Annotated in this window: 16 protein-coding genes and 1 tRNA gene; 15 read left to right on the plus strand and 2 right to left on the minus strand. The window is 64.6% G+C overall.

The window, feature by feature from the left end; translation table 11 throughout:
* Positions 1–180: 180 nt before the first annotated feature.
* The 12 genes from dnaE (at position 181) to map (ending at position 13,362) form a co-directional block, all read left to right on the plus strand.
* Positions 181–3,636, plus strand: coding sequence for a DNA polymerase III subunit alpha (gene dnaE / locus JNE37_RS19105; RefSeq protein ID WP_203064347.1), 3,456 nt, complete (start codon positions 181–183; stop codon positions 3,634–3,636).
* Between the two features lie 744 nt (positions 3,637–4,380).
* Positions 4,381–5,001: a LysE family translocator gene (locus JNE37_RS19110; RefSeq protein ID WP_035038874.1), complete on the plus strand. Its 621-nt coding sequence runs from the start codon at positions 4,381–4,383 to the stop codon at positions 4,999–5,001.
* A gap of 4 nt (positions 5,002–5,005) precedes the next feature.
* Positions 5,006–5,746, plus strand: coding sequence for a GNAT family N-acetyltransferase (locus JNE37_RS19115; RefSeq protein WP_246513366.1), 741 nt, complete (start codon positions 5,006–5,008; stop codon positions 5,744–5,746).
* Positions 5,747–5,751: 5 nt separating this feature from the next.
* Entirely contained in the window at positions 5,752–6,372 is a 621-nt protein-coding gene (locus JNE37_RS19120; protein ID WP_035038869.1) for a LysE family translocator, read from the plus strand.
* Positions 6,373–6,412: 40 nt separating this feature from the next.
* Positions 6,413–6,904, plus strand: a complete 492-nt coding sequence (gene coaD, locus JNE37_RS19125) for a pantetheine-phosphate adenylyltransferase (RefSeq protein WP_035038866.1) — start codon at positions 6,413–6,415, stop codon at positions 6,902–6,904.
* The gene (locus tag JNE37_RS19130) at positions 6,901–7,488 is read left to right on the plus strand and encodes a peptidylprolyl isomerase (RefSeq protein WP_246513368.1); all 588 of its coding nucleotides are present in this window, start codon (positions 6,901–6,903) and stop codon (positions 7,486–7,488) included. The genes coaD and JNE37_RS19130 overlap by 4 nt, the downstream gene beginning before the upstream one ends.
* Before the next feature lie 25 nt (positions 7,489–7,513).
* Positions 7,514–7,987 (plus strand): peptidylprolyl isomerase, encoded by a 474-nt coding sequence (locus tag JNE37_RS19135; protein ID WP_035038863.1) that lies wholly within the window; start codon positions 7,514–7,516, stop codon positions 7,985–7,987.
* Between the two features lie 74 nt (positions 7,988–8,061).
* On the plus strand, positions 8,062–9,141 hold the full coding sequence (queA, locus tag JNE37_RS19140) for a tRNA preQ1(34) S-adenosylmethionine ribosyltransferase-isomerase QueA (protein ID WP_203064348.1): 1,080 nt from the start codon (positions 8,062–8,064) through the stop codon (positions 9,139–9,141).
* Positions 9,138–9,776 carry an exopolysaccharide biosynthesis protein gene (locus JNE37_RS19145; protein WP_035038858.1) on the plus strand — a complete coding sequence of 213 codons (639 nt, stop codon included), beginning with the start codon at positions 9,138–9,140 and terminating at the stop codon, positions 9,774–9,776. The genes queA and JNE37_RS19145 overlap by 4 nt, the downstream gene beginning before the upstream one ends.
* A 46-nt stretch (positions 9,777–9,822) precedes the next feature.
* Complete coding sequence (gene tgt, locus JNE37_RS19150) at positions 9,823–10,950, plus strand: tRNA guanosine(34) transglycosylase Tgt (protein WP_035038856.1); 1,128 nt, start codon at positions 9,823–9,825, stop codon at positions 10,948–10,950.
* A 16-nt stretch (positions 10,951–10,966) separates the two neighbouring features.
* Positions 10,967–12,610, plus strand: a complete 1,644-nt coding sequence (gene pgi, locus JNE37_RS19155; protein WP_203064349.1) for a glucose-6-phosphate isomerase — start codon at positions 10,967–10,969, stop codon at positions 12,608–12,610.
* Positions 12,607–13,362 (plus strand): type I methionyl aminopeptidase, encoded by a 756-nt coding sequence (gene map / locus JNE37_RS19160; protein WP_203064350.1) that lies wholly within the window; start codon positions 12,607–12,609, stop codon positions 13,360–13,362. The genes pgi and map overlap by 4 nt, the downstream gene beginning before the upstream one ends.
* Before the next feature lie 33 nt (positions 13,363–13,395).
* Here the strand turns inward: map and JNE37_RS19165 are convergent.
* Positions 13,396–13,470 (minus strand) — tRNA-Lys (locus JNE37_RS19165).
* 161 nt (positions 13,471–13,631) lie between these two features.
* Positions 13,632–14,396 carry a hypothetical protein gene (locus JNE37_RS19170; protein WP_203064351.1) on the minus strand — a complete coding sequence of 255 codons (765 nt, stop codon included), beginning with the start codon at positions 14,394–14,396 and terminating at the stop codon, positions 13,632–13,634.
* 144 nt (positions 14,397–14,540) lie between these two features.
* Here JNE37_RS19170 and glmU point away from each other — a divergent pair, with 144 nt between their 5' ends.
* Genes glmU through JNE37_RS19185 form a run of 3 tightly spaced genes read left to right on the plus strand, consistent with a single transcriptional unit; the run spans position 14,541 to position 18,113 of the window.
* Positions 14,541–15,896 carry a bifunctional UDP-N-acetylglucosamine diphosphorylase/glucosamine-1-phosphate N-acetyltransferase GlmU gene (gene glmU / locus JNE37_RS19175; protein WP_203064352.1) on the plus strand — a complete coding sequence of 452 codons (1,356 nt, stop codon included), beginning with the start codon at positions 14,541–14,543 and terminating at the stop codon, positions 15,894–15,896.
* 5 nt (positions 15,897–15,901) lie between these two features.
* Positions 15,902–17,728, plus strand: a complete 1,827-nt coding sequence (gene glmS, locus JNE37_RS19180; RefSeq protein WP_203064354.1) for a glutamine--fructose-6-phosphate transaminase (isomerizing) — start codon at positions 15,902–15,904, stop codon at positions 17,726–17,728.
* Positions 17,721–18,113, plus strand: a complete 393-nt coding sequence (locus JNE37_RS19185; RefSeq protein WP_203064356.1) for a DUF2237 family protein — start codon at positions 17,721–17,723, stop codon at positions 18,111–18,113. The genes glmS and JNE37_RS19185 overlap by 8 nt, the downstream gene beginning before the upstream one ends.
* Positions 18,114–18,121 lie beyond the last annotated feature (8 nt).

The raw sequence follows: 18,121 nt of genomic DNA on the forward strand, positions 1-18,121 counted from the left end.
ACCACGGAGGCTTGGAAATGATTGTCGGTTTCTTCAAGGACCTGTTCGCCGTTCTCGCCCTGGGCGCGTTCACCATCTCGGCGCTCACGTGGATGGATGTGCTGTCCCGACTCGTGTGAGGGTGTGAATTGATCGTGAGGCGCGGTTGGCTCCGCGCCTCGGGGATGTCAGAACACGCTCATGTCCGGTCCAGGTTTTATCCATCTTCACGTCCACTCGGCCTTCTCGCTTCTTGAGGGTGCAATCCAGCTCGCCAAGATTCTGGAGCTGGCCAAGGAGGACAAGCAGCCGGCTATCGGCATAGCCGACACCAACAATCTCTTCGGGGCGCTCGAGCTTTCCGAAAAGGCCACGGGAAAAGGCATCCAGCCGCTGGTCGGGTGCGAACTCGCGCTCGATTTCTGGACGGCGGACGACCGCGGCCCGGAGCGCGGCAATTTCGGCAAGGGCGGGGTGGTGCTGATGGCATCGAACGCGGAGGGGTTCTCCAATCTCTCCCGACTCGTCAGCCGCGCCTATCTCGAAGGCGAGAACGGCAAGGCCGCCGCCAAGATCGGCTGGCTCGACCGCGACAACGTGCGCGGCATCATCTGCCTTTCGGGTGGCCCGGAGGGTTCGGTCGATCCGTTCTTCGCCAATGGGCTGGAAGCCCACGCCCATGCGCGCCTCGACCGGCTGCGCGAACTCTTCGACAATCGACTCTATATCGAGTTGCAGCGGCATGGCCGGCACAGCGAGGCGCTCGTCGAGCCGCAGCTGATCGACTACGCCTATAAGCGCGGCGTGCCGCTGGTGGCGACCAACGAGCCGTTCTTCCGATCCAAGAAGGATTTCGAGGCGCATGACGCGCTGCTGGCCATTGCCGGCGGCACGGTGCTGGCGCAGACGGAGCGGCGCAAGCTCTCGGACCAGCACTATTTCAAGACGCGCGCCGAGATGATGGAGCTTTTCTCCGACCTGCCGGAGGCACTCGACAGCACGATCGAGATCGCGCAGCGCACGAGTTTCCGTCCGCGCACGCGCGGCCCGATCCTGCCCAAATTCGCGGCGGCGCCGGGCGTCAGCGAAGACGAGGCCGTGGCGGCCGAGGCTTCGGCGCTCGCCAAGATGGCGCGCGACGGGCTGCAGAAGCGGTTCGAGGTCGTGGGTCTGGCGCCCGGGCGGACCGAGCAGGAATACCACGACCGACTGGAATTCGAGCTCGGCATCATCCAGAGCATGAAATTCCCTGGCTACTTCCTCATCGTGGCCGACTTCATCCAATGGGCAAAGGGCCGGGGAATTCCGGTGGGGCCGGGGCGTGGCTCGGGTGCAGGGTCACTCGTGGCCTGGGCGACGACGATCACCGACCTCGATCCCCTGCGCTACAATCTGCTTTTCGAACGCTTCCTCAATCCGGAACGCGTGTCGATGCCCGACTTCGACATCGACTTCTGCCAGGATCGCCGCGAAGAGGTGATCCGCTACGTGCAGCAGAAATACGGCGCAGAGCAGGTGGCGCAGATCATCACCTTCGGTACGCTCCAGGCGCGCGCGGTACTGCGCGACGTCGGCCGCGTGCTGCAGATGCCTTATGGGCAGGTGGACCGCATCTGCAAGCTTGTTCCGGCAAACCCGGCCGACCCGTGGACGCTGGAGCGCGCGCTGGCCGAAGTGCCGCAGCTGCGCGCCATGCGTGACGAGGACGAGACGGTGGCGCAATTGCTCGAAATCGGGCAGGCGCTCGAGGGGCTCTTCCGCCATGCCTCGACCCACGCCGCCGGCATCGTGATCGGGGATCGGCCGCTGCAGGAACTGGTACCGCTCTACCGCGACCCGCGCTCGGACATGCCGGTTACCGAATACAACCTCAAATGGGTGGAGCCGGCGGGGCTGGTGAAGTTCGACTTCCTGGGCCTCAAGACGCTCACGACGATCGACTACGCCGTCAAGATGATCAACAAGCGCAAGCCGGCGGACGAGCAATTCGATATCGACAAGATTCCGATCGACGATCCGGCGACCTACAAGCTTTATTCGCAGGGCGATACGGCGGGCATCTTCCAGTTTGAAAGTCCGGGCATGCGGCGCGCGCTCACGGACCTCAAGCCTGACCGCATCGAAGACCTCATCGCCATGAACGCGCTCTATCGGCCGGGCCCGATGGACAATATTCCGAGCTTCTGCGACCGCAAGCACGGCCGCGAGCCGGTGGAATATCCGCACGACGCGCTCAAGACGGTGCTCGACGAGACCTATGGCATCATCGTCTACCAGGAGCAGGTGATGCAGATCGCCCAGCTTCTCTCGGGCTATTCGCTGGGTGAAGCCGACATGCTCCGCCGCGCCATGGGCAAGAAGATCAAGGCGGAGATGGATTCCCAGCGCGTCCGCTTCCGCGACGGCGCGATGAAGAACGGGGTGTCCGAAGCGCAGTCGGACACGATCTTCGACCTCCTGGCCAAGTTCGCGAACTACGGCTTCAACAAGAGCCACGCGGCGGCCTATGCCTGGGTGTCGTACCAGACGGCCTATCTCAAGACGCATTACCCGGAAGAGTTCCTGGCGGCCTCGATGACGCTCGACATGGGCGTGACCGAGAAGCTGGCCGATTACCGGCGTGAAGCGATCCGGCGGCAGATCGCGATCGTACCGCCCTGCGTCAACCAGTCCGAAGCGCTGTTCTCGGTGAAGGACGGCAAGGTTCACTACGGCCTGGCGGCGGTGAAGGGCATCGGGCGGCAGGTGGCCGAGCATATCGCGGAGGTACGGGGCAATGGCCGGTTCACGGACCTCGCCGATTTCGCCTCGCGGATCGACCCCAAGGTGCTCAACCGCCGGACGATGGAAACGCTGGTGAGCGCGGGGGCATTCGACTCGCTGGTGTCACGGCGCGAACAGGCGTTCGCGGCGATCGACTCGGTGATCGGTACGGCGCAGCGCATGGCCTCGGACCGCAATGACGGGACGGTGGACATGTTCTCTTCGGACAAGCCGGAACCGATCATCCTGCCCGAAATGTTCGAGCCTTGGACGTTGGCCGAGCGGCTGGAGCGCGAGTTCTCGGCAATCGGCTTCCACCTCTCGGCGCATCCGCTCGACGCCTATACCGATCTCTTCGAGAAGCTGCGCGTGCAGCGCTGGTCCGATTTCGAGCGGGCGGTGAAGAACGGGGCCGGGGCGGGGCGCATTGCCGGCACCCTGGCGAGCCGCAACGACCGACGGACGCGCAAGGGCACGCCGATGGCGATCATGACCTTTACCGACCAGAGCGGCGGCTATGAGTGCATCGCGTTCTCGGAACAGATTTCGATGTATGGCTCGGTGCTGGAGGTCGGACGGTCGCTGATCATCGAGGTCGAGGCGGACGAGCGCCCGGACGGCATCAGCCTGCGGCTGACCAAGGCCGAGTCGATCGACGGAGCGACCGAGAAGCTTGGACGGCAATTGACGGTGTTCCCGGCGACGGAAAAATGCCTGCCGGCCATTCGCGCCCAACTCAAGCCGGGTGGCGAAGGCGCGGTGACCTTCATCGTGACGCGGGATGACGGCGCGCGGGAATACGAGATCAAGATCCCGGGCGGGTTCAAGCTGAGCTCGGAGATTGCCGGGGGAATCAAGTCGCTCGCGGGCGTGACGGATGTTCGGTTGAACTAGGAGGCGCTTGGGGGATTCGGGGACTCGATCGGGGCGGCGGTGTGTGCCTCCAGCGGGGCGGCGTCAAATGATGCCCGTAAGGGGGACGGTTGTTTGGGAGCTACCCGCGGTGGATGCTTTACGTTTAGCGCGCCGGCCACGGGGCGGCGGCGACCTCCACTCGCGCAGGGAAATCCGTAGGCCCCGGCTCTTCGGCCGGGGAAGTTCGGTGGTGGGGCGGGGGGCGGAGACGACTGGCCGGGTAGCGAACAGCGATAGCGGTGCCGGTCTCTTGCTACGGCTCGATGGCCACAAGTCGAGTTCATGGATTGCGATGGTAGCAAGTCGGCGGCCGATGTGCCGAGCGTTAGTTGGGTCGCAGATGCTATCAGCGCCGTGATTAGAGGCGGTTGCATCCGGCGGTGTGAAGCTGAGTGTGGCTCGCGTCGCGAAGGGCTTGTTGGAATACGAGCGCGATTGGTGCTTTGCGTCTGACGTAGCCACCCCCACAGCACTTCTCCGGACTTGATCGGGGCCTATTCAGCTCTCCGCTCGCGGGGGGTATCCGTGCCCCGGGTATTCGCCCGGGGAAGTGCGGTGGTAAGGCGGGGCTAGAGAAAAGCGGGTTGCGCGGGGGCTGTTGGGGCTCGGAAGCGAGCCGAAACGTATCCATATCAGATCGCTCGCGTCGCGTCATAAGCACGTTTTCTCGGCGAAAACGGCGTGTTATTTCTGGCGCGGGGCGTTCGCCTCGGGGGAAGCAAGATGTTCGATCTGGCGACTATCGTGACCTATCTCGGGGCGTGCTTCGTGCTGGCTATCGTGCCGGGGCCGACGGTGACGGTGATTATTGCCAATGCGCTGGCGCGCGGGACGTTGGCGGGGTTGGGGATCGTGCTGGGGACGCAGCTTGGGCTGGTGACCATGATCCTGGTGGTGGCCAGCGGCATGGAAGCGCTGGTGAGCTTCATGGGGTGGGCGTTTGACTGGATCAAGCTGATCGGCGCGGCCTACCTCATCTGGCTCGGCTTCAAGATGCTGCGGAGCAAGGGCGAGCTGGGTACGGCCAAGGCGGTCAAGGAGAAGTCGTTCATGGCGATCGTCATGGAAGGGTTCTTCGTGATCTGGGCCAATCCCAAGGCGCTGATCTTCTTCGGTGCGTTCATTCCGCAGTTCGTGCGGCTGGAAAGCCCGACTTTTCCGCAGATCATGATCCTGGGCTTCTTCTTCATGCTCGTGGCCGGTTCGACTGACTCGATCTACGCCATCATCGCGGGCAGGGCGCGCGGATTGCTAAGCGTGGCGCGCGTGCGGCTGCTCAATCGCGTCTCGGGCGTGATCCTGATGGCGGGCGGCGTGTGGCTGGCCTTGCAGAAGCGAGCCTGAGCCTGTGACCATCGAATTATGGAGCCTGGCCGACCGCCCGGACCTGCTGGCGGCGGCGGAAGATCTGACGGGCGCGCTTTATCCGGTCTACATGCAGCACGACACCGTTTCGAATGCGTGCTGGTCGTTGCTCTATGGCGAGCATCTTGCGCGGTACCAGACGATTGCGACCGGTGAGGGCGTCGTCATCGCTTATGGCAATTCGGTGCCGTTCTTCTGGCCGGAAGGGCAGGAGCTGCCCGATGACGGGTGGGACGCGGTGTTGCGCGACGGCACGGCGGATGCCGAGGGCGAACGACGGGCCAATGCGCTGTCGGCGCTTTCGATCGTCGTGGCGCCGAGCCATCGCGGTTCGGCACTGGCGGACCGGATGCTGGAAGCGATGAAAGCGGCGGCGCGGGCGAACGGGCTCGAGGCCCTCGTGGCGCCGGTCCGGCCGACACGGAAGGCGGATTATCCGCTCCACTCGTTCGAGGACTATTGCAGCTGGCAGACTCCGGACGGCGCGCCGTTCGATCCGTGGGTGCGCAAGCATTGGCGGCTTGGCGCGCGCATTCTCAAGGCGGCGCCACGCTCGATGGTCATTCCCGGCACGTTGGCACAGTGGCAGGACTGGGCGGGATTGCGGTTTCCGGTGAGCGGGAAATATGCGTTTGCGGGCGGGCTCGCGCCACTGGACGTCGATGTCGAGGGCGACAGCGCCGTCTATGTCGAACCTAATCTCTGGATGCAGCATCAGATCTAAAACCCGTGTTCGACCTAGCCAGCCTTACCACCTTCATCATCGCGGCGTTCGTCGTCGTCATCGTTCCCGGCATTACGGTTTCGGCCATCGTGAGCACCGCGCTGGCGCGCGGGTTCAAGGCGGGCATGCTCATCGAGCTGGGAGCGCAGATCGGGCGGCTCAGCATGGTGGTGCTGGTCGCGGTGGCGCTCGAGGCGGTGACGGTGGCGGTCACGGCTTCGTTCTTCTGGATCAAGCTGGTCGGCGCGGTCTATCTCGCCTGGATCGGGTGGGGATATCTGAGTTCGCGCAGCTCGATCACGCTCGACAAGAGTCGGGCGGAGCCGACGGCGTGGCGGCAGGTGGTCTCGGGCTTTTTCGTGCTGTGGAGCAATCCGAAGGCATTTCTCTTCTTCGGGGCGTTCCTGCCGCAATTCGTGAACCCGAATTATCCAGCCTGGCCGCAGGTGGTGATCCTCGGGCTGATCGAGATGGGGGCGGCGCTCATCACGGATACGGCCTATATCATCATCGCGTCGCGGGCGCGGCACCTGCTGACCGGCAAGCTGGCGCAGTATGTCAACAAGGCGGCCGGGGTGATCCTGATCGGGGCAGCCGTCTGGCTTGCCTTGCAGCATCAGGCGTGACACAACCCGCCAACAAAGAAAATCAGGCGGGGGAACGTCAATGTCGCGGCTTGTCGGCTTTTACCCGGGATCGTTCGATCCGGTCACCAATGGCCACCTCGACGTCATCGAGCGGTCCTGCAAGCTGGTGGATCGGCTCGTGGTCGCGGTCGGCACGCACCATTCCAAGGCGCCGCTTTTTGCCCATGAAGACCGCATGGAGCTGCTGCGGCAGACGGTCGAGCCGATCGGCAAGCGCACCGACACGCAGATCGACGTGATCGAGTTCGACGGCGTCATGGTGCTGGCGGCGCGCGAGGCGGGCGCCAAGCTGGTCATTCGCGGGCTGCGCGATACGACAGACTATAATTACGAGATGCAGATGGTAGGCATGAACGCGCAGATGGCGCCGGACCTGCAGACCGTTTTCGTGCCCTCCAGCCCCCATGTCCGGCACATCTCCGCCACACTTGTGCGTCAGATCGCGCAATTGGGCGGCGATATTGCCGCTTTCGTACCCGCAATCGTTCTCAAGGCCCTGAAAAACAAATGAACGCTGCCGCTGCCTTTCCTCGCCTCGATCGCATGATCGCCACGTTCGCCTTCGCCGTCGTGGCGGCCGTCGCCGGTATTCTCGTTGCGCCGCAGGTGGCGCAGGCCCAGCAGAGCGGCACGCCGCACCTGATGCTGCAGCTCAAGGATGGCGTCGTCGATATCGAATTGCTGCCTGCCGTCGCCCCCAAGCACGTCGAGCGCATTGTGACGCTCACTAACCAGGGCTTCTACAACGGCATCGTGTTCCACCGCGTGATCGAGGGCTTCATGGCCCAGACGGGCGACCCGACCGGCACCGGCATGGGCGGTTCGGACCTGCCGGACCTGCAGGCCGAATTCTCGAGCGAGCCGTTCGTCCGCGGCACCGTGGGCGCTGCGCGTACGCAGGACCCGAACAGCGCCAATTCGCAGTTCTTCATCATGTTCGGCGAGGCGCCGCACCTCAACGGTCAGTATACCGTGTTCGGCAAGGTGGTTGCGGGCATGGAGCTCGTGGACAATATCAAGAAGGGCGCGCAGTCGGACAACGGCACCGTGACCGACCCGGACAAGATCATTTCCGCCAAGATCGAATACAAGTAATCCGTTTCTTCCCAGGAGTACCCCCATGGCCGAATACGCCGATCCCGAAAACACGCTGGTCATCGAGACCACCAAGGGCAACGTCGTCATCCAGATGCGACCGGACCTGGCTCCCAACCACGTCGAGCACATCAAGAAGCTCGCTCGTGAAGGCTTCTATGACGGGGTGGTGTTCCATCGCGTGATCGACGGCTTCATGGCGCAGACGGGCGATCCGACCGGCACCGGCATGGGCGGCTCGAAGTACCCGGACCTCAAGCAGGAATTCAACGCCGAGCCGCATGTGCGCGGCACGGCTTCGATGGCCCGCTCGCAGAATCCGAACAGCGCCAATTCGCAGTTCTTCATCTGCTTTGATGACGCGCGCTTCCTCGACCGCCAGTACACGGTCTGGGGCAAGGTCATCGAAGGCATGGAAAATGTCGACCAGATCAAGCGCGGCGAGCCCGTGAAGGATCCGGACAAGATGGTTTCGGTCAAAGTGGCCGCCGACCTCTAATCCCTTTCGCATTTCTCGCGTTTCGGCGGCGGCGGCATTGATCCGCCGCCGCCGAAATTCTTTAGGAAGACGCCATGCGCGTAGACGATTTCGACTTCGATCTCCCCAACGAGCTGATCGCCCTGCATCCGGCCGAGCCGCGCGATTCCGCGCGCATGCTGGTGGTGAAACCGGGCGACGTGCTTGCCGATCGGGTCGTGACGGACCTGCTGGAGATATTGCAGGCGGGCGACGTGCTGGTGGTCAACGATACCAAAGTGCTGCCGGCGGATCTGCGGGGGACGCGGGTGCGGGGGGAGAACCGATCGTCGGTGTCGTTCAACCTCCACAAGCGCGTGGACGCGCGAACGTGGAAGGCCTTTGCGCGCCCGGCCAAGCGACTGGCCGAAGGAGATCGGCTGGAGCTGGGCAATGGCGAGCAGGAACCGCTGTTCGCGACGCTGACGGGCAAGGGGGATTCGGGCGAGGTGACGCTGTCGTTCGATCTTGCCGGCGCTGAGCTCGACGAGGCGATCAAGTCGCACGGGGCCATGCCGCTGCCGCCCTATATCGGGGCCAAGCGCGAGGTCGAGGAGCGGGACAAGTCGGACTACCAGACCGTCTATGCCCGCCACGATGGTGCGGTGGCGGCGCCGACGGCGGGGCTGCATTTTACAGATGGCTTGTTGCAGCGGCTGGCCGACAAGGGCGTCGGCTTCGAGCGGGTGACGCTGCATGTGGGGGCAGGGACCTTCCTGCCGGTCAAGGTCGAGGACACCAAGGACCACAAGATGCATGCCGAATGGGGCGTGATCGACGAGGGGACTGTGGAGCGGATCCTGGCGGCTCGGGAGCGCGGCGGGCGCGTGGTGGCGGTCGGGACGACGAGCCTGCGGCTGCTCGAGAGCGCGGCGCGGGAAAGCGGCAAACTGGCGGTGTTCTCGGGGGACACGGATATCTTCATCACCCCGGGCTACCGCTTCAACGTGGTGGACGTGCTGATGACCAATTTCCACCTGCCGCGGTCGACGCTCTTCATGCTGGTGAGCGCGTTTGCCGGCTTCGAGACGATGCATGAGGCTTATCGGTACGCGATCGAGCACGGCTATCGGTTCTATTCCTATGGCGATTCCTCGCTGCTGTTCCGCGATGAGGCGGGCGCGACGCAATCGTGAGCGAAGAGGCTTCGACGCCGGTGAGCCCCATCGAGCGCTACATGGCGCGGATGGTGGCGGCCTTGCAGCGGCTGGCGCGGAGCGATGATCCGAACCTGACATTTTCGCGGCTCATCGACGTGATGGGGCGCGGATCGCACCGGTTGCTGATCCTGGTATTCACGCTGCTCAACATGGTGCCCGGGCCGCCCGGCTTCGGCGGCACCATTGCCTGGACGACGCTGGGGATTGCGCTGGCGATGATCATGCGCTGGCCGATCCGGCTGCCCGCGCTGATCGGCGATCGCGGACTGCCGCTCAACCTGCTGCTCAAGCTAAGCGAGCGCGTGGCCGTGGCGGCGCGGTATGCGGCGCGTTTCTCGCGGCCGCGGCTCAGGTGGCTGACGGGCGCGGCGGCGACGATACCCTATGGGGTGTTCGTGATCGTGGTGAGCCTCGTGATGACCATTCCCATTCCGTTCATCAATGCCATCCCGAATGTCGGACTGTGCGTGCTGAGCTTCTCGATGCTGAACCGGGATGGCCTGGGGGCAATCGTGGGGGTGGCGATCAGCCTTCTGGGGCTTGGGATCGCGGCGGCGGCGATTTTCGGGGCCTATGAACTGGGCATGGCGGCCCTGGGGATAGTGACGTGATGGCTACCCGTTGTCCGCTTGCCGGCAAACGGCTAGAACGCCGCCCATGAAGCAGGTCTCCTTTTCTCTCCTCGCCACCGACGGAAATGCCCGGCGCGGGCGCATCGACACCCCGCGCGGCGATATCCAGACGCCGGCGTTCATGCCCGTGGGCACGGCCGGAACGGTCAAGGCGATGTATCCCGAGCAGGTGCGCGAAACCGGCGCGGACATCCTCCTGGGCAATACCTATCACCTGATGCTGCGGCCGGGCGCGGAGCGCGTAGCCTCGCTGGGCGGGCTCCACACGTTCATGGATTGGGAGCGGCCGATCCTCACCGATAGCGGCGGCTTCCAGGTGATGTCGCTGGCCAAGCTGCGCAAGCTCGACGAGAAGGGCGTGACGTTCCGCTCGCATATCGACGGCTCGGCGCATTCGCTGACGCCGGAGCGCTCGATCGAGATCCAGACGCTGCTCGACAGCGACATCATCATGCAGCTCGACGAGTGCATTTCGCTGCCCAACGAGACGCGCGAGATGGAGCGCGCCATGGAGCTGTCGCTGCGCTGGGCGGATCGCTCCAAGACTGCGTTCAACGGGCAGAACAACCGGGCGCTGTTCGGCATCGTGCAGGGCGGCGACGATCTGCGGCTGCGGGCCAAGTCGGCGGCCGGATTGCAATCGATCGGGTTCGACGGCTACGCGGTCGGCGGGCTGGCCGTGGGTGAGCCGCAGGCAGTGATGTTCGAGGTGCTTTCGGGTGTCTGCCCGCTGCTGCCGGAAGACCGGCCGCGCTACCTCATGGGCGTGGGCAAGCCGGACGATATCCTGGGCGGCATCGAGCGCGGAATCGACATGTTCGACTGCGTGCATCCGACCCGGGCGGGGCGCCACGGGCACATCTATACGCGGTTCGGCGTCATCAACATGAAGAACGCCCGGCATAAGGATGATGGCCGGCCGGTGGACGAGCAATCGCCCAATCGCAATTGCCGGCGGTTCTCACGGGCTTACCTGCATCACCTTGTTAAGACCGAAGAAATATTGGGCGCGATGATCCTTTCGCAGATCAACCTGGCCTATTATCAAGAACTGACTGCCGGTGCCCGGGCCGCTATCGAAGCCGGGAGCTTTTCCGATTTCGTGGAGACCACGCGTGCCGGCTGGGCCGCAGGCGATCTCCCACCGCTCTAACCGAGGTTTGAGAACGATGGCCAAGTCTGGACGCAAGGCGGCCTTTGCCGCGCTGGAAACGCACAAGAAGCGCCTCAACAAGACGCCGATGCGGGAGCTGTTCGCGGCCGACCCGTCGCGTTTCGGCAAGTTCTCGGCCAAGGCCGGCGACATCCTGCTCGACTATTCCAAGAACCGGATCGACGCCGAGGTGATGGCCGCGCTCTTCGATTTCGCGCGACAGGTGGATGTCGAGGGGCGGCGCGACGCCATGTGGGGCGGCGAGCACATCAACATCACGGAAGACCGTGCCGTCGAGCACATGGCGCTGCGCTACCAGGGCGGCAAGCCGGTGAATGTGGACGGCAAAGACGTGATGCCGGACGTGCGCGACGTGCTGGCGCGCATGCGGGTGTTCTCGGACCAGGTGCGCGACGGCACCATCCGCGGGGCGACCGGCGAGCAGTTCACCGACGTCATCAACATCGGCATCGGCGGCTCGGACCTCGGGCCGGCCATGGTAACGCTGGCGTTGGCGCCCTACACGCGCCAGGACCTGCGGGTGCACTACGTCTCCAATGTCGACGGGGCGCATATCCACGATACGCTCAAGGGGCTCGACCCGAAGCGGACGATGTTCATCGTCGCCTCCAAGACCTTTACGACCGACGAGACCATGACCAACGCCAATACGGCGCGGAAGTGGATCGCCGAGGGCGTAGGCGAGGCCGGCATCGCCGACCATTTCGCGGCGCTTTCGACCAACCTGCCGGCCTGCGATGCCTTCGGCATCAAGCAGGACCGCATCTTCGGGTTCTGGGACTGGGTCGGCGGGCGCTATTCGGTGTGGTCGGCCATTGGGCTGCCGATCGCGATTGCGGTGGGCTTCGAGAATTTCGAGAAGTTCCTCAAGGGCGCGGCAGCGATGGACGCGCATTTCCTCTCGACCCCGCTCGAGGAGAACCTGCCGGTCATCATGGGGCTGATCGGGGTCTGGTATCGCAATGTCTGGGATTTCTCGACCCAGGCCGTGCTGCCCTACGACCAGCGCCTGTCGCGCTTTGCGGCCTATCTGCAGCAGCAGGACATGGAGAGCAACGGCAAGTCGGTGACGCTGGGCGGCAAGAGCGTCGACTGGTCGACGGGGCCGATCGTCTGGGGCGAGCCGGGCACCAATGGACAGCATGCATTCTACCAGCTGATCCACCAGGGCACGGACGTCATTCCGTGCGATTTCCTCATCGCGGCCAATCCGCAGGAGAACCTGCCGCCGCATCACGCCAAGCTCGTGGCGAACGTGCTGGCGCAATCGGAGGCGCTGATGCTCGGCAAGACCGAGGACGAGGTGGTGGCCGAACTCAAGGCGCAGGGGCTCGACAAGGCGCGGATCAAGGAATTGACGCCGCACAAGGTGTTTCCGGGCAACCGGCCGTCGAATACGATCATGTATTCGCAGCTGACCCCGGAGACGCTGGGCTCGCTCATCGCGCTCTACGAGCACAAGGTGTTCGTGCAGGGTACGATCTGGAACGTGAACTCCTACGACCAGTGGGGCGTTGAGCTGGGCAAGCAACTGGCCAAGGCGCTGCTGCCCAAGGTCGAGGGCACGGCATCATCCGAAGGGCACGACAGCTCGACCCGCGGGCTGCTGGCCTATTTCCACGAACTGAAGAAGCAATGATCGTCAAAACCGAAGACGAACTCGACAAGCTCAAGGCGATCGGGCGCATCTGCGCCCAGTCGCTCGAAGCAATGGCCGCGGCGCTGCGGCCGGGCATCACCACCCAGGAACTCGACGAGATCGGGGCGAAGGTGCTGGCCGATGCCGGCGCTCGCTCGGCGCCGCAGGTGGCCTATGATTTTCCGGGTGCGACCTGCATCAGCGTCAACGAGGAAGTGGCCCATGGCATTCCCGGGCCGCGCGTGATCCAGCCGGGCGACCTGGTCAATCTCGACGTTTCGGCGGAGAAGGACGGGCTGTTTGCGGATATGGGCGCCTCCTATGCGGTGGCGCCGGTGACCAAGGCCATCGAGAACCTCTGCCGGGACGGGCGCAAGGCGATGTGGACGGGTATCCGCGCCGTGCAGCCGGGCGCGCCGCTGGCCGATATCGGCAACGCCATCGGGCAGTTCGCGGCCAAGAACCGCTATACGCTGATCCGGAACCTTGCCAGCCACGGCATCGGCTACAGCCTGCACGACGAGCCGTGCGAGATCCCGACCTGGCCGGATCGCTCGGAGCGGCGCAAGATCAGCGATGGGCTGGTGTTCACCGTGGAGCCGTTCCTGTCGCTGGGCGGGCGCAACGCGGTAGAGAAGGATCCGAACGACGAGTGGACGCTGGTGAGCGAGCCGCGGGCGCTGACGGTGCAGTACGAGCACACGATCGTCGCGACCAAGCGTGGGCCGATCATCGTTACGCTACCGGGCTGAGCGGGAGGCCTGGCGTCATGGGCGCCGGGAGGATGGTATGCGCGGAGGGGGTCGAACCCTCGACCATCCGATTAAAAGTCGGATGCTCTACCACTGAGCTACGCGCACACATCGAGAGAGCACGATATACCGGTTTGGCCGCCATGTCGTGTCGGCGCGGAACATAGTGTTTAGCCTTTTCCTGTCAACCGCAAATCGGCAGCGCTCACATCTGCCTTGCGGAAACGGCGAAGGGGAAGCGGTTTGCTGCTTCCCCTGGCTGGCAAAAGCTAGTTCGTGATTTGGGCGCCGATATAGGGGACGGGGAGGCAGGCCACGGCAACGGCTTCGAGGCGCTTGCAGAGGGCGGTGGCGTCCTTGACGTCGGCGATGGGGCCGGCGACCAGGTGACCGTCACCGGCGACGGTACCGCCGTTCATCAGCGGATTGAGGCCGAGGAGGGCCGAACCGAGCTTGAGGCTGAGGTCATCCCAGGTGGCTTTCGCCTGGGTGGAGGCGATGGGCGGGCCGATGGCGATGCCGAACTGGGCTGCCGGCAGCGGGGCGGGGATCGGCTGGGTGTCGACGGGCTGGGTGCCGGCAATGTCCAGCGGGGTCTGCCGTATGGCGACCATGCCGCCATCGGCGGGGACGGTGTCGGCTGGCGGCGAGGTGGCTATGGCCGAGGTCATGATCGAGCGATCGAGGCCGATGCCACCGACATTTGCCTCGGCGAGCGCGGGCAGGGTTACCTCGAGGGCGCCGACGCGGCGGGCGATGTCGCCATTGGTATTCTCGTTGAGGGTCAGCCGGGCCTGGTTCTGACGGGTATCCTGACGCAGGCGCGCGGCGTCGGCCGACAGGTCCGCCACCTTCTGGCGCAGCTCGGTGATGCTGCCGCCTTCGAGACGCGAAAGATGCAGCCCGAGGAAGGCGCCCTCGGGAATCAGCGCCGACACATTGGCCGCCACCACCGCCAGGACGCCGCATCCGAGGGCCGCGAAGCCCCAGAACGTAACATCGGATTGCCGAAATTGATCGCCGGCCTTAGTCAAGTCATCCTCCGAACATGGCCGTCGAATCGGCCCCCGGTGGCGAGTTTAGCATTGCGGCGGTCGCGCATTATCGCTTTGCCAACACGTTGCTGCCATAAAAGTGAGAAAGAGCGCAGTGCACACTATTGCCGTGAGACATTCTCGATGACCGATCTTCTGGCCATTATTCTTGCCGCCGGTGACGGCACACGCATGCGCTCGAGCATTCCCAAGGTTCTCCATGAAGTCGGCGGACTGCCGATCGTTTCGCACGTGGTGCGGGCGGCGGCCGGGGCCGGAGCGACACGGCTGGCCGTGGTGACGGCGCCGGGACACGATTCGGTGCGGACCAAGGTTGCCGAGGTTGCGCCCAATGCCGAATTCTTCGAGCAGGCAGAGCGCAAGGGAACCGGGCATGCCGCCGCGATGGCGCGGACGGCGTGGGAGAAGGCGCAGGGCTACGTGGTGGTGGTCTATGCCGATCACCCGCTGCTTCGCGCCGCGAACTTCAAGGGCATTACCGACCGGCTCGATGCCGGGTGGGATGCGGCTATCCTCGGATTTGAGCCGCGGGACCCGACCGGATACGGGCGGCTGCTGACGCGGGGCGAGCAATTGCTGGCCATTCGCGAGCACAAGGATGCGAGCGAGGAGGAGCGCAAGATCGTGCTCTCCAATGCCTGCATCCTCGGGTTCCGCGCCGAAGTCTTCCGCGACCTCATCGACAAGCTGCAGACGAACAATGCCCAGGGCGAGTACTACCTGACGGACCTCGTGGAGCTGGCCAACAAGTCCGGGCGGCGCGTCACCTATCATGTGGCGCCCGAACACGACGTGATGGGCGTCAACGACCGCAAGCAGCTCGCCAAGGCGGAGATGCAGTTCCAGGAGCTGCGGCGCGACGACTTCATGGCCGCGGGCGTGACGATGAAGGACCCGTCCTCGGTCTATTTCTCCTACGATACGGAGATGGGACGCGACGTGGTGCTGGAGCCAAACGTGGTGTTCGGACCGGGCGCCAAGGTGGGGAACGGCGTCCATATACGCGCCTTCTCGCATATCGAGGGTGCGACGATCGGGGACGATGCCGAGATCGGGCCGTTTGCGCGGCTGCGGCCGGAGGCGGTGCTGGCCGAAGGCGTCAAGGTCGGCAACTTCGTCGAGATCAAGAAGGCCGAGGTCGGCAAGGGCTCCAAGATCAACCATCTCAGCTATATCGGGGATGCAAAGATCGGTGAGAAGGTCAATGTCGGCGCTGGAACGATCACCTGCAATTATGACGGCATCAACAAGAGCCTGACGTCGATCGGCGACAACGTGTTCGTGGGGTCGAACTCCTCGCTCGTGGCGCCGGTCAGCATCGGGGATGGGGCCTATATCGCCTCGGGCAGCGTCATTACGCGTGATGTCGAGGCCGATGCGCTGGCGCTGGGTCGCGCACGGCAGGAAGACAAGCCAGGCTACGCACCCAAGCTGCGTGCGCGGGCCGAGGCAATCAAGGCGGCCAGGAAAAAGGGCTAGGAAACATGTGCGGCATCGTCGGCATTATCGGGGTCGAACCAGTTGCTCCGCGGCTGGTCGATGCATTGCGGCGCCTCGAATATCGCGGCTATGACAGCGCCGGCGTCGCCACGCTCGAAGACCAGTCGATCAGCCGGCGCCGCGCCGAAGGCAAACTCGGCAACCTGGCGCAGAAGCTGGCTTTCGAGCCGCTGGCCGGCAATATCGGCATCGGCCACACGCGCTGGGCGACCCATGGCGCGCCGACCGAGCGCAATGCCCATCCGCACGCGACCGAAAAGGTCGCGGTCGTGCATAACGGCATCATCGAGAATTTCCGCGAGCTGCTCGAGGACCTGGCCAAGGACGGCTACCTGCCGCAGACGCAGACGGACACCGAATCCGTGGCTCTGTGGGTGACGCGTGAGCTCGATCGTGGTTCGGACCCGGAATTTGCGGTCTCGGCGACGCTCAAGCAGCTGCGCGGCGCTTTCGCGCTGGCCCTGATGTTCAAGGGGCACGACAAGCTGCTGATCGCGGCGCGCAAGGGTGCACCGCTGGCCATCGGCTATGGCGCGACGGAAATGTATCTGGGCTCCGATGCCATGGCGCTGGCGCCGTTCACCTCGCGGCTTTCCTATCTTGAGGACGGCGACTGGGCGGTGATCACGCCCGAGGGCGTCACGATTCGCGATGGACAGGACGGCATCGTCCAGCGCGAGCTGATGATCTCCAACGCCTCGGCGCTGCTGGTGGACAAGGGCAACCACAAGCACTTCATGGCCAAGGAAATCTACGAGCAGCCGGAGACGATCTCTCACACGCTCAGCCATTATGTGGACATGGGCGCAGAGAAGGTCGCGCTGCGCGAGGAGCTGCCGTTCGATTTTGCGCAGCTTTCGCGGCTGACGATTTCTGCGTGCGGCACGGCGTACCTGGCCGGCTCGGTGGCGAAATACTGGTTCGAGCGCTATGCGCGGCTGCCGGTGGATGTCGATGTGGCGTCCGAATTCCGCTATCGCGAGCCGCCGCTGGAGCGGAGCGGGCTGTCGCTCTTCATTTCGCAATCGGGCGAGACGGCCGATACCTTGGCCGCGCTGCGCTATTGTGCGGGGCAGGGACAGCACATCGCGTCGCTGGTTAATGTGCCGGAATCGACGATTGCCCGGGAATCGCAGGTGGCTTTCCCGACGCTTTGCGGGCCGGAAATCGGGGTCGCCTCGACCAAGGCGCTGACGGCGCAATTGACGGCGCTGGCGAGCCTGGTGGTCGCCGCGGCGCGAGCCCGTGGGACGATCAGCGCGGACGAGGAACGCGAGCTGGTGCGCGCGCTGGTCGAGCTGCCGCGTGCGGTTTCGGCGGCGCTGGGCGCCGAGCGGCAGATCGAGCGGATCGCCAAGCGGCTCTCGAAGGCCAAGGACGTGCTCTATCTCGGGCGCGGACAGATGTTCCCGATCGCCATGGAAGGCGCGCTCAAGCTGAAGGAAATCTCCTATATCCACGCGGAGGGCTATGCGGCGGGCGAGCTGAAGCATGGGCCGATCGCGCTGGTGGACGAGGCCATGCCGGTGATCGTGGTGGCGCCTTCGGACGAGCTGATGGAGAAGACACTCTCCAACATGCAGGAAGTGGCGGCGCGCGGCGGCAAGATCATCCTCATCACCGATGAGGAGGGGACGGCCAAGGTGGGCGCAGGCGCGGCCGAAATCATCACGCTACCCAAGGTGCCGAGCTTCGTGGCGCCGATCCTGGCGACGGTGCCGGTGCAGTTGCTGGCCTATCACACGGCGGTGTTCATGGGCACGGACGTGGACCAGCCGCGCAACCTCGCCAAGAGCGTGACGGTTGAATAAGCCGTTCTCCGGATTTGGGCCCGAGCTTAACGTCTTCGGGGAGCCGCTCGAGTCCTGCTCGACCGACCCGCTGACCGGGTTCTTCAGGAACGGCTATTGCTCGGCCGGCGCGGAAGGCGAGGCACGGCACCTGGTCTGCGTCGAGATGACGGACGAGTTCCTGGCGTTCTCCAAGTCGGTGGGTAACGACCTGACGACGCCGATGCCGCAATTCGCGTTTCCGGGGTTGGAACCGGGCGACCGCTGGTGCCTGGTCGCCGAGCGCTGGGTCGAGGCTTTTGCGGCCGGCAAGGCGCCCAGGGTGTTCCTGCGGGCGACGAACCAGGGTGTGCTGCGGCTGGTCGACCTGGCTACGCTCAAGCGATACGCGCTGGACCTCTCTTAGGCGCCCCG

The organism is Paradevosia shaoguanensis, from assembly GCF_016801025.1.
GTDB classification, from domain to species: domain Bacteria; phylum Pseudomonadota; class Alphaproteobacteria; order Rhizobiales; family Devosiaceae; genus Paradevosia; species Paradevosia shaoguanensis.

Bases quoted from the DNA above. Each gene is read 5' to 3' on its own strand.
- dnaE (WP_203064347.1), top strand. From the start codon at position 181: ATGTCCGGTCCAGGTTTTATCCATCTTCACGTCCACTCGGCCTTCTCG.
- JNE37_RS19110 (WP_035038874.1), top strand. From the start codon at position 4,381: ATGTTCGATCTGGCGACTATCGTGACCTATCTCGGGGCGTGCTTCGTG.
- coaD (WP_035038866.1), top strand. From the start codon at position 6,413: ATGTCGCGGCTTGTCGGCTTTTACCCGGGATCGTTCGATCCGGTCACC.
- JNE37_RS19130 (WP_246513368.1), top strand. From the start codon at position 6,901: ATGAACGCTGCCGCTGCCTTTCCTCGCCTCGATCGCATGATCGCCACG.
- JNE37_RS19135 (WP_035038863.1), top strand. From the start codon at position 7,514: ATGGCCGAATACGCCGATCCCGAAAACACGCTGGTCATCGAGACCACC.
- queA (WP_203064348.1), top strand. From the start codon at position 8,062: ATGCGCGTAGACGATTTCGACTTCGATCTCCCCAACGAGCTGATCGCC.
- tgt (WP_035038856.1), top strand. From the start codon at position 9,823: ATGAAGCAGGTCTCCTTTTCTCTCCTCGCCACCGACGGAAATGCCCGG.
- pgi (WP_203064349.1), top strand. From the start codon at position 10,967: ATGGCCAAGTCTGGACGCAAGGCGGCCTTTGCCGCGCTGGAAACGCAC.
- map (WP_203064350.1), top strand. From the start codon at position 12,607: ATGATCGTCAAAACCGAAGACGAACTCGACAAGCTCAAGGCGATCGGG.
- glmU (WP_203064352.1), top strand. From the start codon at position 14,541: ATGACCGATCTTCTGGCCATTATTCTTGCCGCCGGTGACGGCACACGC.
- glmS (WP_203064354.1), top strand. From the start codon at position 15,902: ATGTGCGGCATCGTCGGCATTATCGGGGTCGAACCAGTTGCTCCGCGG.